This is a genomic window from Rhodothalassium salexigens DSM 2132 (assembly GCF_004341375.1).
GTDB lineage: Bacteria > Pseudomonadota > Alphaproteobacteria > Sphingomonadales > Rhodothalassiaceae > Rhodothalassium > Rhodothalassium salexigens.
Genome location: NZ_SLXO01000014.1, coordinates 20,544 through 43,660, shown reverse-complemented (window position 1 = coordinate 43,660; position 23,117 = coordinate 20,544). Strand labels below are relative to the sequence as shown.

Here is a 23,117-nt window from a genome sequence, read left to right as displayed (position 1 = left end):
CCGTCGATGCAAGGCATGAGCGAGCGCCTGTACGCCGCCCATGTCGGGCTGTCGCGCGGCGCGATCCAGAAGGCGAAGGCCGCCGGCCGGCTCGTCCTGCACGAGGATGGCAGCATTGACGCCGCAGCCTCGGACCGGCTGCGGGCCGAGACGACGGACCCGTCGAAGACCGGGAAGGCGCCGGCGCCCAAGATGAAGCCGGTGCCCGAGGCGGCGGTCTCGGCGGTCGGCGACACCTTGAAGGAACAGGGCCTGGCTGCGCCGGCCACGGGCGGCGGCACGACCTTCCTGCAGGCCAAGACGGCCAACGAGGTGCTGAAGGCGCAGGAGCGGCGCATCCGGCTCGCCAAGCTCAAGGGCGAACTGGTCGACCGCGACCGCGCCACGGCGCTGGTCTTCCGGCTTGCGCGCGAGGAACGCGATGCGTGGGTCAACTGGCCGGCGCGGGTGGCCGCGCTGATGGCGGCGGAGTTGGGGACGGAGACGGCGGCCATGCAGAAGGTTCTGGAGGCCCATGTCCGCGCCCATCTCGAGGAACTCGCCCAGCCACGGATCGCGCTTTGACGAGGTCACGCAGTTTGACGGGGCGGAGGCGCTGCTCCGGGCCTGGGGCCGCGGGCTTACGCCCGATCCCTGGCTGACCGTCTCGGAATGGTCGGACACGCATCGCTGGCTGAGCTCGCGCGCCAGCGCCGAGCCCGGCCGCTACCGCACCGAGCGCACGCCCTACATGCGCGCGATCATGGATGCGCTCAGCCCGTGCGATCCCACCCAGCGGGTGGTGTTCATGAAGGCCGCGCAGGTCGGCGGGACCGAGGCCGGCAACAACTGGATCGGCTTCGTGATCCAGCACGCGCCGGGGCCGATGCTGGCGGTCCAGCCGACGGTGGAACTGGCCAAGCGTAACTCGCGCCAGCGCATCGACCCGCTGATCGAGGAGAGCCCGGCACTGAAGGAACGCGTCCGCCCCGCACGGGCGCGCGACAGCGGCAACACGCAGCTGTCGAAGGATTTTCCGGGTGGCGTGCTGGTGATGACCGGCGCCAACTCCGCCGTGGGGCTGCGCTCGATGCCGGCGCGCTACGTGTTCCTCGACGAGGTCGACGCCTATCCCGCCTCGGCCGACGAGGAAGGCGACCCGGTCACGCTGGCAGAAGCCCGCTCGCTGACCTTCGCCCATCGGCGCAAGGTGTTCCTGGTTTCGACGCCGACGATCCGGGGGCTGAGCCGGATCGAGCGGGAATACGAGGCGAGCGACCAGCGGCGCTTCTTCGTGCCGTGCCCGCATTGCGGCGCGATGCAGTGGCTGCGGTTCGAGCGGCTGCGCTGGGAGAAGGGCAAACCGGAGACGGCGGCGTACCACTGCGATGCCTGCGACAGGGCCATCGCCGAGCACCACAAGCCGGCCATGTTGGCCGCCGGCGAATGGCGGGCGACGGCCGAGGCCCGCGATGCGCGGACGGTGGGGTTTCATCTCTCGGCGCTCTATTCGCCGCCGGGCTGGAAGAGCTGGGCCGACATCGCGCGGGACAAGGAGACCGCGGCGGGCTCGGACGAGGCCGAGCGGGTGTTCCGCAACACGGTGCTCGGCGAGACCTGGGTCGAGACCGGCGATGCGCCCGACTGGCAGCGCATCGCCGAACGGCGCGAGAACTGGCCGGCCGGCAGCGTTCCCGCAGGCGGGCTGTTCCTGACCGCCGGCGCCGACGTGCAGAAGGACCGCATCGAGGTCGATGTCTGGGCCTGGGGCCGCGGTTTGACAAGCTGGCTGGTCGATCACGTCGTGATCGAGGGCGGCCCGGCGCATCTTGAGTGCTGGAACGCGCTGACCGATCTGCTCGGCCGCACTTGGCGGCATGCCGGCGGGGCTGAACTCGGTCTGGCCCGGCTCGCCATCGACACGGGTTACGAAACGGCGGCCGTCTATGGCTGGGCGCGGCAGGTCGGCTTCGCGCAGGTGGCGCCGGTCAAGGGGCTCGAGGGGTTCAACAGGGCGAGCCCGGTCTCCGGGCCGACCTTCGTGGACGCGACAGCCGGCGGCAAACGCCTGCGCCGGGGCGCGCGGCTGTGGACCGTGGCCACCTCGACCTTCAAGGCCGAGACCTACCGCTTCCTGCGGCTGGCCCGGCCGACGTCGGAAGAGCTGGCGGAAGGTGCTGCGTTCCCGCCCGGCACGGTGCATCTGCCCGGCTGGGCCGACACCGAGTGGATCAAACAGCTCACCGCCGAGCAGCTGGTGACGGTGCGCAACCGGCGCGGCTTCGCGAAGCTCGAATGGCAGAAGCTGCGCGAGCGCAACGAGGCGCTGGACTGCCGGGTCTACGCCCGCGCCGCCGCCTGGATCGCGGGCGCGGATCGCTGGCCCGAGGCGACATGGGCCGATCTTGAAGCCCAACTCGGTGTCCCGAGTGGCAGGGACAGCCCCGCCGGCCTGATCGGGCGGCCGGACAGGGGCACGCAAGGCAAGCGCCGCTCCGACTGGCTCGGACGGCGGGAAGGATGGTTCTGATGGCGGCCTGGACGGAAGCGGAACTCGACGCGCTCCAGCGCGCCTATGCGAGCGGGACCCTGCGGGTGAGCTATGACGGCAAGACCGTGGAATACGGCTCGGCCGAGGATCTGCTGAGGCGTATCCGCACCATCGAACGCCAGCTCGCCGGCGCCACGGCACGGCCCATCGCGGGCTACGCCGGCTTCTCGCGCGGGGATTGCTGATGGTCTCCTTGCTCGACAGGGTCATCGCCTCGGTCGCGCCGCGCACGGCCACGCGCCGCGTGCTGGCGCGACAGGCCTTCGAGGGGCTCGCGCGGTCTTACGAGGGCGCGGCCCGCGGGCGGCGGACCGATGGCTGGCACACGCCGGGATCCTCGGCCGACGCCGAGATCGGCCGGGCCGGCGCGCTGCTGCGCGACCGGATGCGGGATCTGGTGCGCAACAACCCGCATGCGGCCAAGGCGGTGTCGGTGCTGGTCAACAACATCGTCGGCGCGGGGATCATGCCGCGCGCGGCGAGCGGCGACGCGGCCCTCGACCGCGAGGTGGACCGGCTGTTCGATGTCTGGTCACGCACCTGCGACGCCGACGGCCAGCTCGACTTCTACGGGCTACAGACGCTCGCCTGCCGCGAGATGGTCGAGGCCGGCGAGGTGCTGGTCCGCCGCCGCCCGCGGCGGGCAGGCGATGGCGTCATACCGCCCGTCCAGTTGCAACTGCTCGAGGCCGATTTCCTCGACGCCACCCGCACCGGGGCGCTGGGGGCCGGCCAGGCGGTGCAGGGGATCGAGTTCGACGCGCTCGGCCGGCGCCGGGCCTACTGGCTCTTCGGCGCCCATCCGGGCGACGCCACGCTCAGCCTGACGGGCGGGCTCACCAGTCGCGCGGTGCCGGCCCGTGAGATCGCCCATGTCTACGAGAAGCAGCGCACGCAGGCGCGCGGCGTGCCGTGGGGCGCGCCGGTGATCCGCGCCTTACGCGATCTCGACGACTACGAGGTGGCCGAGATCGTGCGCAAGAAGACCGAGGCCTGCGTCACCGCCATCGTGTTCGGCGACGAGGAGGCGCAGCAGGGCATCGCGCCCGCGGTGGTCGACGCCGACGGCAACCGCGTCGAGCAGTTCGAGCCGGGGCTCATCGCCTATGCCCGCGGTGGCAAGGACATCCGCTTCAACCAGCCCGCGGCCACGGGCGGCTATGGCGAATACAAACGCGCCAGCCTGCACACGATCTCGGCGGGGTTCCGGGTGCCCTACGAACTGCTGACCGGGGACCTCAGCCAGGTCAACTACTCGTCCATCCGCGCCGGGCTCGTGGAGTTCCGCCGGATGATCGATGCCGTGCAGTGGCAGCTCTTCATCCCGATGTTCTGTGCGCCGGTCTGGCGCTGGTTCACCGAGGCAGCCTGGGCGGCGGGGCGCATCTCGACGCCCGACGTGGCCGTGGAGTGGTCGCCGCCGAAGTTCGAGGCGGTCGATCCGCAGAAAGACGCGATGGCGGACCTCTTGGCCATCCGCTCCGGCACCATGACGCTGGCCGAGGCCATCGCCCGGCAGGGCCGCAACCCCGACGCGGTGCTGGCCGAGATCGCGGCCACGAACACCAGGCTCGACGAGCTGGGCCTCGTGCTCGACAGCGACCCGCGCCGGGTCACCAAGACCGGCAGTGCGCAAGCCAACGCGCCGGCCGACCCGGACACGGACGCGGCCTGACAAGGACCCATCCATGGAGCAGACCATCGAACTGCCGGCCTTCCGCCGGTCGGCGGAGCTTGCGCCGAACAGCATCGACCCGGAGACCCGCAGCGTCGAGGTGATCTGGTCGACCGGCGCCCGGGTGCGCCGCGCCGTGCTCTTTGGCGAGCCGCACGACGAGGAACTCAGCATGGCGCCCGAGCATGTGCGGCTCGAGCGGCTGAATGCCGGCGCGCCGTTCCTGAAGGGGCACGAGGCCCACGATCTCGACGCGGTGATCGGCTCGGTCGTGCCGGGCTCGGCGCGGATCGAGAACGGACAGGGCGTCGCGCGCATCCGGCTCTCGGAACGCGACGCGGTCGGTGACATCTGGCGCGACATCGAGGCCGGGCACATCCGCGCGGTCTCCATCGGCTACCAGGTCCACCGCTTCGAGATCTCGAAGCCCGAAGGCCAGCGCGAACTCTGGCGGGCGGTGGACTGGACCCCGTTCGAGATCTCCGCCGTACCCGTGGGCGCCGATCCCGCCGCCGGCTTTCGAGCCAACAGCGAACACGAGACCTGCGTCCTCCACCGCCGGGACGCCCCCACCAGCCAGCGAGAGACCCCGATGACCGACAGGACCCAGACCGCGGCCGAGACGGCAGAGCAGAGCAACACCACGGCAGCGCCCGAGGAGACGAGCATGGCCGACGACACCACCGGCGCTGCCGAACCGCAGACCCGCGCCGCCGATACCACGCCCAAGGCCACGAAGCCCGCGCCCGATCCGGTGCCCGAGAGCAACACACATAGCGTCGACACCGACGCGCCGGTCAGCGAGGCACGGATCAGCGAAGCTCGGGCGCAGGAGCGCGAGCGCGTCTCCACGATCCACGGGCTGGCTGACAAGCTCCAACTCGAGCGCGGCTTTGCCGACGACCTGATCAAGCGCGGCGTCTCCATCGACGAGGCGCGGCGGCGGATCCTCGACCAGGTGGCGGCCAAGGCCGACGAAACCCGGACCTTCGGCCATGTCTCGATCCCGCTCGGCGGGCGCGACGCCATGGTCACGCGGCGCGAGGCGATCTCGAACGCGCTCCTGCACCGCTACAGCCCGACGCTGTTCCCGCTGGAGGACGCCGCGCGCGAGTACCGGGGCATGACGCTGATGGAACTCGCCCGTGAAAGCCTGGAGACGGCGGGCGCCAGCACCCGCGGCCTCTCGCGCGACGAGGTGGCGACCCGCGCGCTGCACTCGACCTCGGACTTCCCCGAGATCCTCGCCGCCGTCACCAACAAGACGCTGCGCCAGGCCTACGAGGCCTATCCGCGGACCTTCCCGCTCTTCTGCCGGCAGGTGCTCGCCACCGACTTCAAGGCGATGCACCGGGTCCAACTGGGCGAGGCACCGCAGCTTCTGAAGGTCGGAGAGAACGGCGAGTTCAAGCGCGGCACGCTCGGCGAGAGCAAGGAGAGCTACCGCATCGAGACCTATGGCCGCGTCGTCGCCATCACCCGGCAGGTGCTGATCAATGACGATCTCGACGCCTTCACGCGCATCCCGGCGATGTACGGCAACTCGATCGCCCAGTTGGAGAGCGACGTGGTCTGGGACATCGTGACGTCGAACCCGGCCATGGCCGATGGCACCGCGCTGTTCCACGCGACCCACAAGAACCTCGCCGGTACGGGCGCGGCGCTCGGGGTGGACAGCGTGGGCCTCGCGCGGGCGGCGATGCGCAAGCAGACCGGGCTCGACAAGAAGACGGTGCTGAACATCCGCCCCGCCTTCCTGATCGTGCCGGCGGCGCTGGAGTTGAAGGCCGAACAGCTGGTCGCCCAGACCCTCGTGCCCGCCCAGAGCGGCAATGTGGTGCCGCAGTCGATCCGCACGCTGTCGCCGATCGCCGAGCCGCGGCTCGACGCGGCCAGCGAGACCGCCTGGTACCTGGCGGCGAGCCCGAACCAGATCGACACCATCGAGTACGCCTATCTCGAGGGCCAGCAGGGCGCCTACATCGAGACCCGCAACGGCTTCGACGTGGACGGCGTCGAGATCAAGTGCCGCCTCGACTTCGGCGCCAAGGCCATCGACTGGCGCGGCCTCTACAAGAACCCCGGCGCGTAAGGTCAGAACAGGCCGTAGAGATCGCGCCGCCCGTGCACGGCGCGGACGATCTCGATACCGTCATCGGTGATCCGGTAGAGCAGCAGGTATGACCCGCTGACCAGATAGCGAAGCCCGGGGCGGATATCGTCCCGCGCCGGGCCCATCTGCGGATTGCGCGCAAGGTGGCTGGCGGCCTCGTCCAGCCTGTCGAGCACGCGGTCGGCTGCGGCGGCATTGTCCTCGGCGATATGCGTCCAGATCGCGATCAGATCCTCGCGGGCCGCCCGCGTGAAACAGACCTGCAGCATCAAGGATCAGGAAACGCTGCGGCGGTTGCGCGCCTCGCGCTTGATGTCGGCCATCGTTGTGCCCGGCGCACTTCGCCCGCTGGCGAGGCCGTCGTCCCAGAGCTGCCCGACCACGCGCCGGGCCCGCCACTCACGAAGCGCCTCGCGGATCACCTCGCTCGAGGAGGCATAGGAACCGCTGTCCACCGCCTCCTGCAGGAGCGCCGCATGCTCGTCGGTGATGGAAATGCTGATCTTGCCTGCCATCTCGGATCCTCCTTTTTGAGGGTAGGAAAAATTCGCACTCCCTGCAACCTCGACCAGAAGGAAAGTCGCCATGAAAAACTACATCCAGCCCGGCGCCACGCTCACCCTGACCGCGCCCTATGCGGTGACTTCGGGGGACGGCCTGCTCGTCGGCGCCATCTTCGGCGTGGCGGCCGGCGACGCCGCCAGCGGCGCCACCGTCGAGGCCGCGCTCACCGGCGTCTTCGACCTCACCAAGATCGGCAGCCAAGCCTGGACCGCCGGCGCCAAGGTCTATTGGGACGACACCAACAAGCGCTGCACCACGGTCGCGACCGACAACACGTTGATCGGCGTCGCCGTCGAGGCGGTGGCGGGCGGCGCGGGCGCCACCATCGGCCGGGTGCGCCTGAACGGCACGTTCTGATGACCGCCTTCGCCGCCGCCCTCGACGCGCTCTTCGCGGACGCACATCTGGCGCGCGATGTGGTCTACACCGCCGAGGGCGGCGCGCCGTCGCTGGTCCGCGCGATCCTGCGCCGACCCGACGACGTGGCCGGCTTCGGCGAGGTGCGTCTCTGGTCTGAGACCACCCGGCTGGATCTGCGCCTCGCCGAGGTGGCGACCCCGCGTCCCGGCGACCGCATCGAGATCGACGGTGAGGCGTTCCTTATCCAGGGCGAGCCCGTCCGCGACCGCGAGCGTCTCGTCTGGACCGTGGACCTGAGGCCTGCCTGACCGCGATGAAGCTGAAGCTCGACATCACGCCCGACCTCGTCGCCGCCATGGCCGCCGAGGTGAAGGCCGGCGAGAAGGCCGTGACCGCCGCCATGCGCGAGGCGGGCACCGGTCTCAAGACCGCCTGGCGCGCCCAGATCGCGCAAGCGGGGCTCGGCCGGCGGCTCGCCAACTCGATCCGGAGCCAGACGTACCCGAAGGCGGGCGAGAGCCTGAACGCCGCCGCACTGGTCTGGTCGAAGGCGCCGGTGATCGTCGGCGCGCATGACACCGGCCCGCTGATCCGCTCCAAGGACGGGGTCTGGCTGGCGATCCCGACGCCAGCCGCCGGTCGTGGCAGGCGCGGCGCCAAGCTCACGCCCGGGGAATGGGAGCGCCGGCGGGGGCTGCGGCTGCGCTTCGTCTACCGCCGCCGCGGGCCGAGCCTGCTGGTCGCAGACCGGGCGCGGATCAACACCCGCGGCCAGGCGGTGGCGTCGCGCGCGAAGACCGGCCGCAACCAGGTCACCGCGCCGATCTTCCTGCTGGTCCCGCAGGTCAAGCTGCCGAAGCGGCTCGATCTCGACCGCGACGCCGAGCGAGCGCGCGACAGCGTGGCCAGGCTGATCGTGGCGAACTGGGTGGAGGGACAAGTGACTTGAGACGTCTTCTGCCAGTAAGAAGCGGTTTCTGACGACGACGCCCTCTTCAAGCCAGCAGTAGCAGATCTGCTTCAAAATCAGCAAATTCACGCCACTCGAGAAGTCTAACCACTTCGAAAGCTACATTTCGTTGCAGGTAATCTCCCAACGCAGGATCCGCTGCATTCAGCGCCTTGAAGCATTGCCTGACAGCGGGTCTGAGTTGTCCTTCCTCCCAATGCATTGACTGGTTTCGTCCCTGCCAAATCACGGATTTGAGCTCAACGCCATGAACGATCCTGCCGCTTGGACAATTTTGAATTCCGCCGTGTACGAGCGAAATGCCCTGCTTGGCGAACTGTAGAACGGACCCGGCCAGCGACGTGCACGCGAACGCCCGTACGTCACGTTGCTGCTCAAGGTCAGGAAGAGATGCTTTCGCGTGGTATCTTTCTTTGTCCGGCCCGAAATAGGTGTCCCAGTGGATGCCTACACCGAGCATGTAGTCATCAGTATCCTCAAACTGTTGAAATGCCTCTGCGCGGCGGTAGCCCTCCACGGTGGCGGCCGTCAGCGAGGCTATTTTCCCCTTAAGCGCTTCAACGGCGTCCCACTCGGACCAAACCGAGGGAAGGACGCTTTCGCACGCATGCCGGATCTCCGACAAATAGGACGCCATGTCCATTCGAAGCACCTCGTTATTTCTTCACATCAATAGATGTGGGATCTCGGCCCAGTGCTCACACGCCGAAACATATGCGTGAGCGCCGTCGGAAGTTACTATGGCTGAGGCGAGAATGACTACCCCACGCGAAACCATCCTCGCCGCGCTGCACGCGCGGCTCTCGGCGCTGCCCGCCACGGCCCTGCGCGGTGAGGTGCTGCCCGAACGCGTGCCGGCCGAGGGCCTGCTGATCCTGCGCGATGGGGAGCCAGGCGAACCCGAGGTGACGCTGTCGCCCCTGCGCTACCACTACCAGCACCGCGCCGAGATCGAGGCGGTCGTGCAGGGCGCCGACCGTGACGCCGCCTTCGACACGCTGACCGCAAGCATCGGCGCGGCGCTCTCCGCCGACCGCACGCTGGGCGGGCTCTGCGACTGGGTCAAGGCCGAAGCACCGCGCCCGGTCGATCTGCCGATCGACGGCGCGGCCAGTCTGAAGGCCGCCGTGATCCCGGTGGTGCTGCACTACTCCACGAGCGCCGTTGATGTCCCGACGTGAACAGATCCTCGCTGCGCTGGCCATGACCCTGACGGGACATCTGCCCGCAACCGTGCGGCGCAACGAGGTGCTGCCCGAGAAGGTGCCGGCGGCGGGGCTGGTGATCCTGCGCGACGGCGAGCCCGGCGAGCCCGACCTCACCCTCAACCCGCGCACCGCCTTCTATGCCCATCGGGCCGAGTTGGAAGCCTATATGGCCCAGGACCCGCGCGGTGGCGGCGAGGCGGCGCTCGATCGGCTGCTGGGGGCGATCGGCGCGGCGCTGCGTGTCGACGAGACCCTCGGCGGCCTGGCTGAGACCCTGACGCCGTCGGCGCCCGAGATCGCCGCACTCGCCATCGAGGGCGCGCCGCCGCTGCTGACCGCCCGGGTCATCGTCACCGTGGACTATCAGGTGAGCGATCCGCTCACCGGCTGACCCGCCACCCCCGACCATATGGGAGACATCCATGCCCAAGGTGCGTGCCTATGGTGCGGACGCCACCCTGAAGGCTTGCCGAGAGATGAGCTATGGGACAGCGCCGCTCACCGGCTATCAAAGCCTCGACTTTAAATCGACCGACCTCTCTTCGGTCATCCCCCTCGATGGCGACCCGCTCCTGGGGCGCGGGCGCAACGCGCAGGACCCCTATCGCGGCCTCGTCACCGACGAGGGGCAGATCGAGATCCCGTTCGACCTGCAGGGCACGGGGTTCTGGCTGACCGCCCTGTTCGGCAATCCGGTGACCACCGATAATGGTGACGACACCTATACCCATGTCTGGGACAGCGGCGCGGACCATATCCCGAGCTATACCATCGAGATCGGCCATCCCAAGCTCACGACGCCCACCTTCTTTCGCCACACCGGCGCGCGGGTGGAGAGCCTGAGCTTCGATATGGGCCAGGAAGGGCCGGCCAATGCCCGTCTCCAGTTGGTCGCCCAAGGCGAGGAGCGCTTTGCGGCGACGGTCGACACCGATCCGTCGGCCTACACGCTCCGGCGCTTCAGCCAGGGGCGCGGCTTTCTCCGCCGTGGCGGCGCGGCGCTGGCGGGCGTCACCGAGGGCCGTTTGACGGTCTCGAACAATCTGGAACGGGTGCGGGTGATCCGCGACGACGGTCGGATCGAGGCGGCCGACCCCACCTTGGCCTCGGCGGAAGGCGCGATCTCGGTGCGCTTCGATGGGGCGACGCTGGTGGACGAGGCGGCCAATGGCGACCCGGTGGCTCTGGCGTATGGCTTCTCGACCGCGCAGGGCCATGAACTGCGCTTCGACCTGCCGCGGGTGTTCCTGCCCAAGCCCAAGTACGCGCTCTCCGGCCCCGGCGGCGTGCAGGCCGACTTCGACTGGCGCGCCGCCTTCGACGCGACCGAACGCTTCATGCTGCGCGCGCATCTCACGAACGATGTCTCCAGCTATGCATAGGAAGGTTTTGCCATGATCCGTCTGAACCTGTCGCGCGAGCCGCAATGGCTGGACCTGGGGCACGATGTGCGGGTGCGCGTCGCGCCGCTGACCACCGGGCTGATGGCCGCCGCCCGCAGCGATCCGAGCGTGGCCGGCTTGCCCGGGCAAGCCTCTGCCGAGACCATCGCGGTCACCATGGCCAAGGCACTGGCACGGCTGGTCGTGCTGGACTGGGAAGGGGTGGGCGACGGCGATGGCAAGCCTGTGTCGGTAACGCCCGACGGCATCGACGCGCTCCTGGATATCCCGCCGCTCTTCGAGGCGTTCCAACTGCGCTATGTGTCCACGGGGCTGCTGCTGGAGCAGGAAAAAAACGCCTCGGCGCCCTCGCAGACTGGCACTTCAGCGGGGGCGATCGGTATTGCCGATCCTGTGGCGGCACCTGCACCGACTGTCCGCGCGTCCTGAACCGCCCGCAGACCCTTGAAGGCTGGCAAGTCTGGGATCTCGCCCAACGATTGATCGGTCAGGTCCGCGCCGTGCCCGGTGCCATCCTCGGCCTGGACATGACGGCAGCCTTGGCGTGCGCCGAGGCGCTCGGGCTGCCCACCCTGGTTTGCGCGGATCTGTTGCCGGCGGTGGAAGCCGGCATGGTGCGCGGCCTCAACGCCCATCTCAAAGCTGAACAGGACGGACCTTAATGGCCGAGAAACGCGTCTCCGTTCGCCTCGCCGCGGTCGGTGGGCGCCAGGTGCGCGCCGAGTTGGAGGGCATCGGCGCGGCGGGCGAGCGGGGCTTCGGCCGGCTCAGCCGCGAGATGGAGGCCGCGAACAAGCGCGTCGAGCGCTTCTATCGCACTGTCAGGATCGGCGCAGCCGCCGCGGCGACGGCCATTGCCGGCAGTGCTGCGGCGATGGTTCGCTCCGGCCTGACGCTGGTCGACACCCAAGCCAAGCTCGCCCAATCGCTCTCGACCAGCGTCGCGAGCATCCAGGTTCTGGCCCGCGCCGGCGATATGGCCGGCGTCGCGATGTCCGGCATTGAGCAGGCGACCAAGGATCTCACGCGCCGTCTCAGCCAGGCGGCGGCCGGGAGCGGTCCTGCCGTCGCGGCGCTCGAACGGCTCGGGCTCTCGGCGGAGGCTTTGCTCGCCCTGCCGCTGGACGCGCGGGTCGGGCGCATCAACCAGGCGATCGAAGACTTCGTGCCGGCGGCCGAGCGCGCGGCCGTCGCCGGCCAGTTGTTCGGCGAAGAGGGCGCCATCGCCATGGCGCGGATCGACACCGCGACGCTCGCCCAAGCGACGACCGACGTGCGCGCCTTCGGCGTCGCGGTCTCTGAACAGGATGCCGACCGGATCGAGCGGACGAACGATGCGATCTCCCGGCTCGGGCTGATCTGGCGCGGGCTGTCGAACCAGTTGGCGGCCGCGTCGGCGCCGGCCCTTGAAGCCGTCGCCGACGCCATGGCGGCGGTCTCACGCACGACCGGTCCGCTCGGGGTCGCGATCCAAGGGCTGTTGGAGAGCGTCGGCCGGTTGACCACCTATGCCGCCACCTTCGCCACGTTCCTCGCGGGCCGCTGGGTGGCGGGGATGGCCGCCGCCGCCCTGTCCGTTCGCGGCCTTGCCACGGCGCTGGTGGTCCTGCGCGGCGCCCTGGTGCGGACAGGCGTCGGCGCGCTGGTGGTGGCCGCCGGTGAACTCGTCCATCAATTCGGCCGGCTGGCACGGGCGGCCGGCGGGTTCGGCGCTGCGCTCGACCTGCTGGGCGATATGGCCACGGAGGTCTGGGATCGGGTCGGGCTTCTGGCAGGCGTCGCGAAAGCGCGTACCATCGCTGCCTGGCGGGGTATTCAAGCGAGCATCGCCGAGGCGCTGCGGGACGCGCTGGTGCCTGTCACGGCCTTCGGCAATCGCGCGGTCGCGACGTTTGACGGCGCGCTCGACGCCGTCGTCGCGATCTGGCGCAGACTGCCCGGCACGATCGCCGGTCTGACCATCCAGGCGGCCAATGGCGTGATCGCCGCTGTGGAGGCGATGGTGAACGCTGCTGTTGCCGCCATCAATGGCCTGATCGCCGGGGCGAATGCGGCGCTGTCGGAGATCGGCCTGGGCGCGGCCATGGGGCTCATAGAGACCGTGGACCTTGGCCGGATCGAGACCCGGTTTGCCAATGCGGCGAGCCGGGCGGGCGAGGCCGCGCAGGCTGCCTTTGCTGCCGCCTTCGAGACGCAGCGCCTGGCACCACCGGACCTGGGGCTGTCGGCCCTCGCCGAAGAGGCGCGTGCCTCGGCCGCGGCAGCGCGGGAGACGGCTGCGGCCTTGAGCGATCTGGCCGGGGCCCCTCTGGCGTCCGTTGCCGCCGTTGGCGCAGCCATGGGCGGTCTGGCGGATGCGGCCGACGCCGTCGGCGGGGCAGGGCGGCGCGCCGATGGCGCTTTTATCGACCTCGCCGGGGTCGGCGCCGCCTCGAAAGGTCCCGGTGGGGCACCGGCGGCGGCCGACGCGGCTGCGCAGGCGTCCACCGGCTGGGCGCGGGTCCGGGATGAACTGGCCGGCTACACCGACGATGTGGCGACCTGGGGAGAGCAGATCGCCAGCACCCTGACCGGCGCGTTCGGCCGCGCCGAAGACGCGTTGGCCGACTTCGTGACCAGCGGCAAGCTCAGTTTCGCGTCGCTCGCCGACGCCATCGTCGCCGATCTGGCGCGCATCGCGATCCGTCAAGCCATTACCGCGCCGCTGGCGGGGGCGCTGTTCGGCGGCGGCGCGGCAGATGGGGCCGCGGCCGGTGCGGGTCTGTTCGGCGGCCTCTTTCACGCCGGCGGCGTGGTCGGGGACGACCCCAGCCCCCAGCGCCCGGTGGCCTTCGGCGCTTTCGCCGGCGCGCCTCGGTTGCACGCCGGCGGTATGGCGGGGCTGCGGCCCGACGAGGTGCCGGCGATCCTGCAGCGCGGCGAAGCCGTGCTCACGCCAGGCCAGATGACGCTGTTAGGCCGGGGGATTGCCGCCGCCGCCGATCGGGCGCCTCAGGTGGTGATGAACTTCAACGGCCCGGTCTCCAATGCCGCCGAGGTGCGCCAGTCCGCGGCCCAAGCCGCGGCCGGTCTGGCCCGGATGGTGCACGCCGGGCGGCGAGGGTTGTGATCGATGGCCACCGGCTTCGATGACATCCGCTTTCCGTTGGGCATCTCCATGGGCTCGACCGCGGGGCCGGAATTCTCCACGGAAGTGACCGAACTGGCGTCTGGCTTCGAGGTGCGCAATCGCAACTGGGCCGGCGCCCGGTTGAGGTTCAATGTGGCGCCCGGCGTGCGCAGCCTGGCCGACTATGAGACGCTGCTCGCCTTCTTCTATGCCCGCGCCGGCCGGGCCCGCGGCTTCCGGTTCCGCGACTGGTCGGATTGGCGCTCTGGTTCGGTCAAGGCGGCGGTTAGCCCAACCGACCAGGTCATCGGCACAGGAGACGATGCCGAACAATTCTTCCAACTGACCAAGACCTACGCGTCCGGGCCCATCCATCACGCGCGCCGGATCAGCCGCCCGGTGGCCGGCACGGTCCGCATCGCGCTCGGCGGCATCGAGCAAACCCAGGGCTGGGAGGTGGATCCGGCCCTCGGCTTGATCACCTTCGATACACCGCCGCCCGCCGACGTGGCAGTGAGCGCCGGCTTCGAGTTCGACGTGCCGGTCCGCTTCGACATCGACCGCCTGGAGGCTACCGCCCCGGCGCCCCAGATGATGCAACTCTGCGACATTCCCATCGTCGAGATCCGCGAATGAGCCGACTGATCGCCTACCCGAAGCCCGGCGCCACGGACACGATCCGACGGTTCGAGCCGGCTTATTGGCATGTGGACTTCTCCCTGCCGATGATGGCGACGGTGGTGACCACCGGGCCCGACAGCCTGCGGGTGATGGCCACGTTTCGCACCAATCGGGACCTGATGGGGCTGATCTGGCCTACGGAGAATGGGATCGACCATGGGCTTTATGCCTGGCCGCGGCGCAAGGATTATCGCGGGATCGAACTGGCGTTCGACTGGCAGGCCACCGGCATTCGCGCCATGGATCGGCTGCAGTCGGTGACCCTGACCGTCGAGACCTATCAGGGGCCGACACATTATGTGCGCCTCTGGAACTATGCCACCGCCGGCACGCCCGACGCCTGCCACATCCGTATGGTCCTCGACGAGACCACCCGGTCCGGCTTTCATGGCGATGCGCATGTGCCCTGGCACGACGTCAAGCGCCTGTTCATCTCGCTGCAGCCCGAGCAAGCCGGTCGCGGCAACTGCTCCCTGGCGACCGATGTGCCCCATGGGGCGACCAGCCTGACGATCCATGTGGGCGACGCGGGCCCGATCAGGCCGGGCGACCGCCTCTACGTCCTGGGGCTGTCTCACCGGCAGCCCTTTCTGACCGTCACCTCCGACACCACAGGACCGGTGCAGGTGGTCACCGTGGCGGAGCCGGTCGAGACCGGGCAGGGCGGCATCGCGGATCCTTCGGCGCCCGGCGATCCCGCGTTCGGCACCGACACCGACAGCATCGACCCTGGCGTCGGGCCGCCCCCCTTGCCGATCCCCGCCGGCGCCGAACTGTTCGTTGAGACCCGGGCGCCCGAGCCCATCGGGGACCAGGAGGCGGTCGTCGAGATCGCCCACCTTCAGGTGACCGGCCCGAACAGCACCCTGCCGGTGGAGCGCAGCCCCCGCACGCCCCATGCCCTGCGCATGACCGACGGCTTCGACAACGCCTATCCGCTGACCCCCGAGCGCATCGTCGACCAGGTCCATCGCCTCGGCTATCGGGGCGCTTATGTGCTCTATATGGGGATCTCCAAGTTCCACGCGCTCAGCTGGGATGAAGGGGAGGGGCGCCACATCGTCGATCCGACCAAGCCGGTGCTGAACGCCCCCTCGGCGCACTGGATCGACGACTTGTTCGCCCGGCTGGTGGCCAAGGGCTACACCCTCATCGTCTCGGTCTCGTTCGAGATCCTGCACCGCTTCATGCCCACAGCCTGGATGCAGCGCGATCACGCCGGCAATCCGGGCCTGACCGGCTGGCAACCGCCGTCGTCGCTGGTCGCGCCCACGGTGCCCGACGCCCTGGCCTATCTGCGCGCCGTCTTTGTCGATCTGCTGGGACGGGCCAAGGTCGCGGGCAGCGCGATCCACTTCCAGATCGGCGAACCCTGGTGGTGGGACGGCAGTTTCGGCAGCGAAAGCCCCTATATCTACGATGCCGTCACCATGGCCGCTTATGAAGCCGCAACCGGGTCAATGGTGCCGGCCCCCAAGCTCACCAGCCTCTACGACCGGCCGGATGCCCGGCACTTGCCCTATATCCAGTGGTGCCGCGATCAGTTGGGCGCGGCCACGGATTGGTTGGTGGCCGAGATCGGGGCCGTCTACCCCGACGCGGTTTCGTATCTGCTGGTGTTCTCGCCCCAACTGCTGCGCGCCGAGGCACCGCTCCTGAAACAGCTGAATTTGCCCACCGCCCATTGGCGCTATCCCGCGTTCGATACCCTGCAGATCGAGGAATATGACCGCACCGTCGAGGGCGATTTTGCCTTCTCGGAGCGGACATGGCGGCTGGCCGCCGCAATCCTGGGCTATCCCATGGACCGCATCGAGTATTTTGCCGGCTTTAATCTGCTGGCCGAGACGAGTTGGGCTTGGCTGAACATCGACCGGTCGATCTGGGAGGCGTTCGGCCGTGGGCCGGCCGCGGTCTATATCTGGTCGCGCGAGCAGGTGATGCGCGACGGCTGGCTGTTCGACCAGCAGGCCTGGAAGCTCTATCCCGGTCTGACCCATCTCGCCACCTGTTGGCGGATCGATCGCACCGACGGCGTCAGCCTGGGCTTTACCGCGCACGACCAAGCGCTTGTGGTCGATGGCGTTCGCTACCGTCCCGCCAACGCCTTCACCGCGTCGCAGCTGGCCGCCGATACCGAGATGGCGCCCGCTGACGCTGAGATGCTGGGCGCCATCGACGCCGACGAGATCACGGCCGCAGACCTGCTCGGCGGGGTCTATGACCATGCCGAGGTCGAGCTTTTTCTGGTCGACTGGTCGGATCCGAGCCTGCCCAAGACCATCGTCCGCCGCGGCACCATCGGCACCATTACGCAATCCGACGCCAGCTTCACCGCCGAGTTGCGCGGCCTGGCCCAGCGCATCCAGCAGCCGGTGATCGACAGCTACGCGCCCGAGTGTCGCGTCGACCTGTTCTCTACTGAGTGCGGCGTCGACCGCCGCGGGTTCGAACGGCATGCCACGGTCGCGGCGGTCACCGATGGCAGCCTCGGTGCCGTGCCCGACAATCGGGTATTCTTCATCGAGGGGCTCGATGAGCCCGATGGGTGGTTCGACTATGGCGAACTCCTGTGGCTCACCGGAGCCAATGCCGGGCGGCGCACCGAAGTCCGACTTTGGACCGCGCCCAGGGTGGAAGCCGATGGCACGACGACCGCCGGGCGGATCGAGCTGTGGGAACCGGCCGGTCGCGACATCGCCGCGGGCGATCAGTTGCGCCTGTGGGCCGGCTGCGACAAGCGGCTGGAGACCTGCAAGACCCGGTTCGCGAACGTGATCAACTTCCGCGGCGAGCCGCATGTGCCCGGCACCGACGCTGTGCTGCGCTATCCCGACCCGCGATGACCGAGCCCGACACCATCGTGGCCCTGGCCCGTCGCTGGCTCGGCACGCCCTGGCATCACCAGGGGCGGGTCCGCGGCGTGGGCGTCGACTGCGCCGGCCTGGTGATCGGCGTCGCCCGCGACCTGGGGCTCGACCCGGTCGATGTGACCGGCTACGGGCGTCGGCCCGACAGCGACGACCTGGTGCGCCTGATACGCGCTCACCTGATCGAGATCCCGTTGGCCGAGGCCCAACCGGCTGCGGTGCTGCTGATGCGGATCGACGGCCGAGCCCAGCATCTGGGCATCCTGACCGATGTGGGCCTGCTCCACGCTTACGCCCTGGCGCGCCGGGTGGTGGAGCACCGCATCGATCCGGTGTGGGCCGAGCGCATCGTCGGCGCCTTTGTGTTTCCCGGACGCCAGTGAGCAATCCCCATGGCCTCTCTTCTGTTCGCGGTCGGTGGCGCCAAGGTGGCCGGGCCCATCGGCGCGCTGGTGGGGTCGCTGGTGGGCTCACGCATCGATGCCGCCTTGTTCGGTCCGGGCACGCAGAGCCAAGAGGGCCCCCGGCTGGACGATCTGACCGTCCAGGCATCGACATACGGTCAGCCGGTGCCGCGGCTCTATGGCACCAATCGCGTCACGGGCAATGTGATCTGGTCCTCGGGTCTCAAGGAAACCGCCACCACAGAGACCCAGGGCGGCAAGGGCATGGGGGCGCCCAAGACCGAGACCACCCGCTACACCTACCATGTGGACTGTGCCATCGCGCTGGGGCAGGGCCCGATCCTGGCGCTCCGCCGCATCTGGGCGGACAGCAAATTGTTCCGCGAGGCCGACGGCCTCCAGAAGCAGGCAGCCGATCTGCGCCTCTATCCCGGCTCACAGGACCAGGAGCCCGATCCGGTCCTGCAGGCCGCGCTGGGGCCGGACAATACGCCGGCCTTCCGCGGCTTGGCTTATGTGGTCTTCGAAGGCCTGGACCTGACCGACTTCGGCAACCGGATCCCCAATTTCAGCTTCGAGGTGGTCGCCGGCGACACCCAGACCGTCGCGACCGTGATCGAGGACCTTCTGGGGGAGGTGGGCTTGCCCTATCTGGATGCCGCCCGCACCGATCGTCTCGATCTGCCGGGATACGTTCTGGCCCGGCCGACGACGCCGCGATCGGCGCTCGACCCCTTGCGCGCGGCCTGGTTCTTCGACATGGCCGAAATCGAGGGCGTGTTGGAGATCTTCCCCGCCGACGGTCCGCCGGTCGCCCGGGTGCCGCGCGGCCATCTGGCGGCCCACCCTTACGGGAGCGACAGGCCACAGACCTATGAGATCCGGCGCACCGCCGACCTGGAATTGCCGCGACAGGTGACTGTCCAGCATCTCGACCCCGAGCGGGACTATCAGGTGAATACCCAAAGATCGCGGCGCTCGACGCTCAACAGCACCGCCGACATCACGCTCGACCTGCCCGTGGCGATCCCGGCGGATACCGCCAAGACGACCGCGGAGCGAATGCTGGCGGTGGCCTGGCAGCGCCGGGACAGCGTGACGCTGCACCTGCCGCTGGGCTACCTCCACGTCACGGAGCCGGGCATGAAGCTGGTGGTCGACCTCGAGCCCGGGCAGAGGCGCACGGTTCGGGTGATCCGCAAGGAGGTGCGCCTGCCGGGCTCGATCCGGGTGGAGTGCGAGGCCGACGGAGCCGGTGCGCCGGTTCGCCCCGCGCGCGCAGGGTCGGCGCCGGTGCCGCAACAGGCGGTCCTGCTCCCCGGCCCGACCGTGGTGCATCTGCTGGACCTGCCGCTGCTCCGCGATGCGGACGATGCGCCGGGTTTCTATGTCGCGGCCAATGGCGCCGCGCCGGGTTGGCGCGGGGCATCGCTGCTGCGGTCGCTCGATGGCGGCATGAATTACCAGCCGTTCGCCACGACGCCTACCGGCGCCGTGATCGGAACGACCGACGAGGCGTTGGCGCCAGGACCGGCCGACTATTGGGATCGCAGGGCCGAGGTAACGGTGTCGCTGCTCGATCCCGAACACAGCTTGGCCTCGGTCACCGAGGCGGACGTGTTGACCGGTGCCAATGCAGCCGTGATCGGCGACGAACTCGTGCAGTTCGCCACGGCCGACTTGGTGGCGCCTGGTCAATACCGGCTTTCAGGCTTCTTGCGCGGGCGCAAGGGCACCGAGGCCGCCATCGCAGGCCACCAACCGGGCGAGCCGTTCGTGCTGTTGACCGGCGGCGGCATCCAGCGCGTGACCATGGCGGTCGCCGAACTCGGGATCGAACGCGCGTACAAGGCGGCATCGGTTGGCACGCTGGTCTCCGACGCCACACCGCTGGCCTTCACCTGGACCGGCCGCAGTGGGCGCCCCCTGGCGCCGGTGCATGTGCAGGCCCGGCGGGATGGCGACGATCTGATCTGGTCCTGGATCCGTCGCACCCGTCTGGACGCGCCCTGGCTCGACGGGGTCGACGCCCCCCTCGGCGAAGGGGCAGAGGCCTATGAGGTCGACATCCTGGATGACCAAGGCGCCGTGGTTCGGACCCTCCGTGTCACCCGGCCCACGGCCACCTATACCGGCGCCGATCAACTCGCCGATTTCGGTGCCCTCCGGGACACCATGACCCTGCGTGTCCATCAACTGAGCGCCCGGTTCGGGCGTGGATTGCCCGCAGAAGGACGGATCTGATGGCGACGCCCCATCTGGCACTGCCCTATATCGTGCAAGCTCAGGCGCAAAAGGAGGTGACCCACAATGAGGCGCTCAATCGTCTCGATGTGCTGGTGCAGCCATCCGTGCGCGACATCGATCGCACCGCCCCACCGACCGAGCCGGCCGAGGGCGATCGTCATCTGGTGGCCGTCGGCGCCACCGGTGCCTGGTCGGGCCACGATGACCAGATCGCTGCCTGGTTTGCGGGCTGGGCCTTCTTCGTCCCGGCGGCCGGCTGGCAGGTCTACAACGCGGCCGATGGCAAGCCCTACCGCTTCGATGGGACAAGCTGGCGGCCGGACACCGCCGATGTCGGCCCGGGCGCGTGGCAGATCCCGCCAATCAATATGGACTGGATCGGCCTGGGCGGCGGCTGGCAGAACCCGCGCTACCGCATCGACCAGACCGGGCTCGTGACCATCGAGGGCGCGATCCAGAACCCCACCGCGTCCGAGGACGGGGTCATCTTCACCTTGTTGCCAGGTTACCGGCCCGCAGCCGACCTGATCTTTCCGGGATATTCGGCCGGCGGTTTGAGCCGCTGGAACATCCGAGCCAGCGGCGACGTGGAGGTTGCTGCGTCCAACAGGCTCTTTACCAGCCTGTCGGGGCTTCGTTTCTACGCTGCTTCTTGATCCGCACCTCACCGGGGGCTTGAAAACAATGCATGACGCCCAGGACAAACACACCGAGGCGATGATCGCCCGCGCCGTCGACCAGGGCGTGACCCAGGCCCTGGCCAGGCTGGGATTGGAAAACGGTCACGCGCGCGAGGACATCCGCGATTTGCGCGCCGCGCTCGACAGCCTGCGTCTTGTGCGCCAAGCCGCGCTCCAGACCATCGTCCGGGTGATCACCACGGGTTTGATCCTGGCCTTGCTCGCAGGCATCGCGCTCAAGCTGAAACTGTTCGGCGGGGCTGAATAGCAACGCTCCCCTCGACCCATTCTCACCAGGAACCGCCCTTGGAGGCGGTTTTTTTGTGCCCGGAGACCCCGCTCATGACCACGACCTTCCACAGCCATTGGCGCGAGGTACCCGAGGGTGCCTGGCGCTGGAAGAACTTCTCGCCCGCCGAGATCGCCTGCCGGGGCACCGGGTCCTTGGCGGTAAACGAGGAAGCGCTCGACAAGCTGCAGGCGCTGCGCGACCGGCTTGGCAAGCCGCTCATCGTCCGTTCCGCCTATCGCAGCCCCGAGCACAACAAGGCCGTGGGTGGCGCGCCGCGCTCCAAGCACATGGACGGTACGGCCTTCGACATCGCCATGGCAAACCACGACCCGGTCGCCTTCGAGGCGGCGGCGCGCGAGGTCGGGTTCCTGGGCTTTGGCTTCTATCCGCGCTCGGGCTTCATGCACATCGACCTCGGTCCGGCTCGGCAATGGGGCGAGCGCTTTCCGGTCCGGGCGACGGCATATGCAGCCGAGACTCCGCCCGCACGAGAGGCGCTGGCAGACAGCCGAACGATGAAGGGAAGCGGCGCGGCCGGCGTGGCGACGCTCGGCGCTGCGGGCGTGGAGGTGGCGCAGAACGTCCTGGCCGAGACGCAGTCCGCGATCCTGCCGCTGGTGCCGTATCTGGACGCGTTGCGCTGGGTGTTGATCGCGGTGGCGCTGGGCGGCGTCGCCGTGACGATCTACGCGCGCATCGACGACTGGCAGCGGGGGCGGCGATGATCGCTGCTCTGTTCACCAGGATCGCCGCCGCCCCGTGGATGCGGACGGTCCTACGCTACGGCGCCATCGCACTCGCGGTGCTCCTGTTCCTGCTCGCGCTCCGGCGCTCCGGCGAGCGTGCTGGCCGCCTCGCCGAACGCCTCGAAACCTCGGAGAAGGTCAATGACGTCCAACGCCGGATGTTGGAGGCAGCGGCTCGCCGCCCTCGCGATCGCGACGATCTCGCTGAGCGGCTGCGCGACGGGCGGTTCTGAGCCGCGGATTATCGCTGTCTGCCCGACGGTGGTTGACTATAGCCGGGAGTTCCAGGCGCGGGCGGCCGGGGAACTCGCCCGGCTGCCAGACGTGTCGGCCATTGCCGAGATGCTGAGCGACTATGCCGTGATGCGGGAGCAGGTTCGGATGTGCCTTTGAAGTCCGAGAAAGGGGCGCATGAGCGGCCTGCTCGTCGACTGAAATCGGAGGGTCGCGCGGCGACATCAGCGGCGCGCATATCTCCAAGAATACCGCCCTCGGGCTGCAGACCATAGTGTCGCTTACCACCTGTGACACCGTCGAGCTGCCGGGCAATTTCGGCGCTGCGGGTGGTTGTGTCGCCGCCGACCCGACCTGCTTCTGGGGCGCGAAGATCTGCTGACGGCAATGCCTTTGAGGTTCTGAGCCGCTGCGGCCAGGCAAAACGAGAGGTTACCCCGTCCGGCGCCAAGGCGGCGATCATCACCCCCCAATGCCAAGCCGCTGAGCCACATCCTCGAAGCCCGGATTGGCCGCGTAGATGCGCTCGAACTGCTGGCGCGCCCGGGCGCGCTGACCAGTCTCATGGTAGAGCACCGCCCGTTCGTACCGGATCTGATGTAGGAGCCCATCGGGCCCGTCCTTGCGGCGGCGGTTCGCCAGCGTGAAGACATCGATAGCGGCATCGGGCAGCCCCAACGCGGCGAGCGCACGACCGCGATAGAGCAGGATCGCCGTATCGACCGGGGTCTCGTTCTCGACATGCACCGTGGCGCGCACCACCCGGTCCATCAGAGACCGATCATCGGGCGTGTCGAGCGCCAGCTCCGCGAAGGACAAGAGCACCATCGGATCGGTGGCGTCGATATCCATCAGCCGCTCGACATGCGCCATGGCGTCGTCATGGCGGCCCTCGATCTGCGCGACCTCCAGCAGCGCCAGCCGTGTGCCGCGTTCGCGCGGGAAAATATGGGCGAAGATATCTTCGGTGATCGTGACCTGCTCCCCTGAAATGTCCGGCTTTTGAGGTTAGCCTGTTCTCCAACTGAGGA

General features: G+C 69.1%; 26 protein-coding genes. 22 read left to right on the top strand and 4 right to left on the bottom strand.

From position 1 onward, the window contains the following. The first annotated feature begins 6 nt into the window (after positions 1-6). Genes EV659_RS13865 through EV659_RS13845 form a run of 5 tightly spaced genes read left to right on the top strand, consistent with a single transcriptional unit; the run spans position 7 to position 6,297 of the window. Positions 7-564 (top strand): hypothetical protein, encoded by a 558-nt coding sequence (locus EV659_RS13865; protein ID WP_132709494.1) that lies wholly within the window; start codon positions 7-9, stop codon positions 562-564. Further along, a complete protein-coding gene (locus EV659_RS13860) occupies positions 515-2,509 on the top strand; it encodes a phage terminase large subunit family protein (RefSeq protein ID WP_132709493.1) in 1,995 nt (664 codons plus the stop codon). The genes EV659_RS13865 and EV659_RS13860 overlap by 50 nt, the downstream gene beginning before the upstream one ends. Further along, a complete protein-coding gene (locus tag EV659_RS13855) occupies positions 2,509-2,715 on the top strand; it encodes a phage head-tail joining protein (protein ID WP_132709492.1) in 207 nt (68 codons plus the stop codon). Before EV659_RS13860 ends, EV659_RS13855 begins: the two co-directional genes overlap by 1 nt. Beyond that, on the top strand, positions 2,715-4,205 hold the full coding sequence (locus EV659_RS13850) for a phage portal protein (RefSeq protein WP_132709491.1): 1,491 nt from the start codon (positions 2,715-2,717) through the stop codon (positions 4,203-4,205). Before EV659_RS13855 ends, EV659_RS13850 begins: the two co-directional genes overlap by 1 nt. A gap of 13 nt (positions 4,206-4,218) precedes the next feature. Then, positions 4,219-6,297: a prohead protease/major capsid protein fusion protein gene (locus tag EV659_RS13845; RefSeq protein WP_132709490.1), complete on the top strand. Its 2,079-nt coding sequence runs from the start codon at positions 4,219-4,221 to the stop codon at positions 6,295-6,297. Positions 6,298-6,299: 2 nt separating this feature from the next. Here EV659_RS13845 and EV659_RS13840 read toward each other — a convergent pair whose 3' ends face one another. Both EV659_RS13840 and EV659_RS13835 read right to left on the bottom strand, forming a co-directional pair. Further along, positions 6,300-6,587 (bottom strand): type II toxin-antitoxin system RelE/ParE family toxin, encoded by a 288-nt coding sequence (locus EV659_RS13840; protein ID WP_132709489.1) that lies wholly within the window; start codon positions 6,585-6,587, stop codon positions 6,300-6,302. 6 nt (positions 6,588-6,593) lie between these two features. Further along, positions 6,594-6,833, bottom strand: a complete 240-nt coding sequence (locus EV659_RS13835; protein WP_132709488.1) for a ribbon-helix-helix domain-containing protein — start codon at positions 6,831-6,833, stop codon at positions 6,594-6,596. 70 nt (positions 6,834-6,903) lie between these two features. Here EV659_RS13835 and EV659_RS13830 point away from each other — a divergent pair, with 70 nt between their 5' ends. From EV659_RS13830 to EV659_RS13820, 3 genes are read left to right on the top strand one after another with little or no spacing between them, the layout of a single operon-like run. Then, entirely contained in the window at positions 6,904-7,239 is a 336-nt protein-coding gene (locus tag EV659_RS13830; RefSeq protein WP_132709487.1) for a DUF2190 family protein, read from the top strand. After that, entirely contained in the window at positions 7,239-7,550 is a 312-nt protein-coding gene (locus EV659_RS13825) for a head-tail joining protein (protein ID WP_132709486.1), read from the top strand. The genes EV659_RS13830 and EV659_RS13825 overlap by 1 nt, the downstream gene beginning before the upstream one ends. Positions 7,551-7,555: 5 nt before the next feature. Then, entirely contained in the window at positions 7,556-8,191 is a 636-nt protein-coding gene (locus EV659_RS13820) for a DUF6441 family protein (protein WP_132709485.1), read from the top strand. 46 nt (positions 8,192-8,237) lie between these two features. Here the strand turns inward: EV659_RS13820 and EV659_RS13815 are convergent, their stop codons facing one another. Next, positions 8,238-8,855, bottom strand: a complete 618-nt coding sequence (locus tag EV659_RS13815; protein ID WP_132709484.1) for a hypothetical protein — start codon at positions 8,853-8,855, stop codon at positions 8,238-8,240. Positions 8,856-8,967: 112 nt separating this feature from the next. On the opposite strand from EV659_RS13815, the gene EV659_RS13810 reads away from it, so the two are divergent. The 14 genes from EV659_RS13810 (at position 8,968) to EV659_RS13745 (ending at position 22,085) form a co-directional block, all read left to right on the top strand. Then, entirely contained in the window at positions 8,968-9,393 is a 426-nt protein-coding gene (locus EV659_RS13810; protein WP_132709483.1) for an acyl-CoA transferase, read from the top strand. Beyond that, positions 9,380-9,811 (top strand): acyl-CoA transferase, encoded by a 432-nt coding sequence (locus tag EV659_RS13805; RefSeq protein ID WP_132709482.1) that lies wholly within the window; start codon positions 9,380-9,382, stop codon positions 9,809-9,811. Before EV659_RS13810 ends, EV659_RS13805 begins: the two co-directional genes overlap by 14 nt. Before the next feature lie 31 nt (positions 9,812-9,842). Continuing rightward, entirely contained in the window at positions 9,843-10,802 is a 960-nt protein-coding gene (locus EV659_RS13800; protein ID WP_132709481.1) for a phage tail tube protein, read from the top strand. Between the two features lie 12 nt (positions 10,803-10,814). Further along, a complete protein-coding gene (locus EV659_RS13795; protein WP_132709480.1) occupies positions 10,815-11,252 on the top strand; it encodes a hypothetical protein in 438 nt (145 codons plus the stop codon). A gap of 71 nt (positions 11,253-11,323) precedes the next feature. Next, positions 11,324-11,485, top strand: coding sequence for a DUF7697 family protein (locus EV659_RS13790; protein ID WP_207894088.1), 162 nt, complete (start codon positions 11,324-11,326; stop codon positions 11,483-11,485). Beyond that, on the top strand, positions 11,485-13,932 hold the full coding sequence (locus tag EV659_RS13785; protein ID WP_132709478.1) for a phage tail tape measure C-terminal domain-containing protein: 2,448 nt from the start codon (positions 11,485-11,487) through the stop codon (positions 13,930-13,932). The genes EV659_RS13790 and EV659_RS13785 overlap by 1 nt, the downstream gene beginning before the upstream one ends. 3 nt (positions 13,933-13,935) lie before the next feature. Then, positions 13,936-14,568, top strand: a complete 633-nt coding sequence (locus EV659_RS13780; protein WP_132709477.1) for a DUF2460 domain-containing protein — start codon at positions 13,936-13,938, stop codon at positions 14,566-14,568. After that, complete coding sequence (locus EV659_RS13775) at positions 14,565-17,459, top strand: DUF2163 domain-containing protein (RefSeq protein ID WP_132709476.1); 2,895 nt, start codon at positions 14,565-14,567, stop codon at positions 17,457-17,459. Before EV659_RS13780 ends, EV659_RS13775 begins: the two co-directional genes overlap by 4 nt. Further along, on the top strand, positions 17,456-17,866 hold the full coding sequence (locus EV659_RS13770) for a C40 family peptidase (RefSeq protein WP_132709475.1): 411 nt from the start codon (positions 17,456-17,458) through the stop codon (positions 17,864-17,866). Before EV659_RS13775 ends, EV659_RS13770 begins: the two co-directional genes overlap by 4 nt. 45 nt (positions 17,867-17,911) lie before the next feature. Continuing rightward, a complete protein-coding gene (locus EV659_RS13765) occupies positions 17,912-20,131 on the top strand; it encodes a phage tail protein (RefSeq protein ID WP_165878914.1) in 2,220 nt (739 codons plus the stop codon). Further along, a complete protein-coding gene (locus EV659_RS13760) occupies positions 20,131-20,790 on the top strand; it encodes a DUF2793 domain-containing protein (protein ID WP_132709473.1) in 660 nt (219 codons plus the stop codon). Before EV659_RS13765 ends, EV659_RS13760 begins: the two co-directional genes overlap by 1 nt. A 28-nt stretch (positions 20,791-20,818) precedes the next feature. Next, positions 20,819-21,082, top strand: coding sequence for a DUF6127 family protein (locus EV659_RS13755; protein ID WP_132709472.1), 264 nt, complete (start codon positions 20,819-20,821; stop codon positions 21,080-21,082). Positions 21,083-21,156: 74 nt separating this feature from the next. After that, positions 21,157-21,831, top strand: coding sequence for a YcbK family protein (locus EV659_RS13750; RefSeq protein WP_132709471.1), 675 nt, complete (start codon positions 21,157-21,159; stop codon positions 21,829-21,831). Then, complete coding sequence (locus EV659_RS13745; protein WP_132709470.1) at positions 21,828-22,085, top strand: hypothetical protein; 258 nt, start codon at positions 21,828-21,830, stop codon at positions 22,083-22,085. The genes EV659_RS13750 and EV659_RS13745 overlap by 4 nt, the downstream gene beginning before the upstream one ends. Positions 22,086-22,548: 463 nt before the next feature. Here the strand turns inward: EV659_RS13745 and EV659_RS13735 are convergent, their stop codons facing one another. Continuing rightward, positions 22,549-22,959, bottom strand: a complete 411-nt coding sequence (locus EV659_RS13735) for a tetratricopeptide repeat protein (protein ID WP_132709468.1) — start codon at positions 22,957-22,959, stop codon at positions 22,549-22,551. Positions 22,960-23,117: the final 158 nt, after the last annotated feature.

Bases quoted from the DNA above. Each gene is read 5' to 3' on its own strand.
- EV659_RS13865 (WP_132709494.1), top strand. From the start codon at position 7: ATGCAAGGCATGAGCGAGCGCCTGTACGCCGCCCATGTCGGGCTGTCG.
- EV659_RS13860 (WP_132709493.1), top strand. From the start codon at position 515: ATGTCCGCGCCCATCTCGAGGAACTCGCCCAGCCACGGATCGCGCTTT.
- EV659_RS13855 (WP_132709492.1), top strand. From the start codon at position 2,509: ATGGCGGCCTGGACGGAAGCGGAACTCGACGCGCTCCAGCGCGCCTAT.
- EV659_RS13850 (WP_132709491.1), top strand. From the start codon at position 2,715: ATGGTCTCCTTGCTCGACAGGGTCATCGCCTCGGTCGCGCCGCGCACG.
- EV659_RS13845 (WP_132709490.1), top strand. From the start codon at position 4,219: ATGGAGCAGACCATCGAACTGCCGGCCTTCCGCCGGTCGGCGGAGCTT.
- EV659_RS13840 (WP_132709489.1), bottom strand. From the start codon at position 6,587: ATGCTGCAGGTCTGTTTCACGCGGGCGGCCCGCGAGGATCTGATCGCG.
- EV659_RS13835 (WP_132709488.1), bottom strand. From the start codon at position 6,833: ATGGCAGGCAAGATCAGCATTTCCATCACCGACGAGCATGCGGCGCTC.
- EV659_RS13830 (WP_132709487.1), top strand. From the start codon at position 6,904: ATGAAAAACTACATCCAGCCCGGCGCCACGCTCACCCTGACCGCGCCC.
- EV659_RS13825 (WP_132709486.1), top strand. From the start codon at position 7,239: ATGACCGCCTTCGCCGCCGCCCTCGACGCGCTCTTCGCGGACGCACAT.
- EV659_RS13820 (WP_132709485.1), top strand. From the start codon at position 7,556: ATGAAGCTGAAGCTCGACATCACGCCCGACCTCGTCGCCGCCATGGCC.
- EV659_RS13815 (WP_132709484.1), bottom strand. From the start codon at position 8,855: ATGGACATGGCGTCCTATTTGTCGGAGATCCGGCATGCGTGCGAAAGC.
- EV659_RS13810 (WP_132709483.1), top strand. From the start codon at position 8,968: ATGACTACCCCACGCGAAACCATCCTCGCCGCGCTGCACGCGCGGCTC.
- EV659_RS13805 (WP_132709482.1), top strand. From the start codon at position 9,380: ATGTCCCGACGTGAACAGATCCTCGCTGCGCTGGCCATGACCCTGACG.
- EV659_RS13800 (WP_132709481.1), top strand. From the start codon at position 9,843: ATGCCCAAGGTGCGTGCCTATGGTGCGGACGCCACCCTGAAGGCTTGC.
- EV659_RS13795 (WP_132709480.1), top strand. From the start codon at position 10,815: ATGATCCGTCTGAACCTGTCGCGCGAGCCGCAATGGCTGGACCTGGGG.
- EV659_RS13785 (WP_132709478.1), top strand. From the start codon at position 11,485: ATGGCCGAGAAACGCGTCTCCGTTCGCCTCGCCGCGGTCGGTGGGCGC.
- EV659_RS13780 (WP_132709477.1), top strand. From the start codon at position 13,936: ATGGCCACCGGCTTCGATGACATCCGCTTTCCGTTGGGCATCTCCATG.
- EV659_RS13775 (WP_132709476.1), top strand. From the start codon at position 14,565: ATGAGCCGACTGATCGCCTACCCGAAGCCCGGCGCCACGGACACGATC.
- EV659_RS13770 (WP_132709475.1), top strand. From the start codon at position 17,456: ATGACCGAGCCCGACACCATCGTGGCCCTGGCCCGTCGCTGGCTCGGC.
- EV659_RS13760 (WP_132709473.1), top strand. From the start codon at position 20,131: ATGGCGACGCCCCATCTGGCACTGCCCTATATCGTGCAAGCTCAGGCG.
- EV659_RS13755 (WP_132709472.1), top strand. From the start codon at position 20,819: ATGCATGACGCCCAGGACAAACACACCGAGGCGATGATCGCCCGCGCC.
- EV659_RS13750 (WP_132709471.1), top strand. From the start codon at position 21,157: ATGACCACGACCTTCCACAGCCATTGGCGCGAGGTACCCGAGGGTGCC.
- EV659_RS13745 (WP_132709470.1), top strand. From the start codon at position 21,828: ATGATCGCTGCTCTGTTCACCAGGATCGCCGCCGCCCCGTGGATGCGG.
- EV659_RS13735 (WP_132709468.1), bottom strand. From the start codon at position 22,959: ATGGCGCATGTCGAGCGGCTGATGGATATCGACGCCACCGATCCGATG.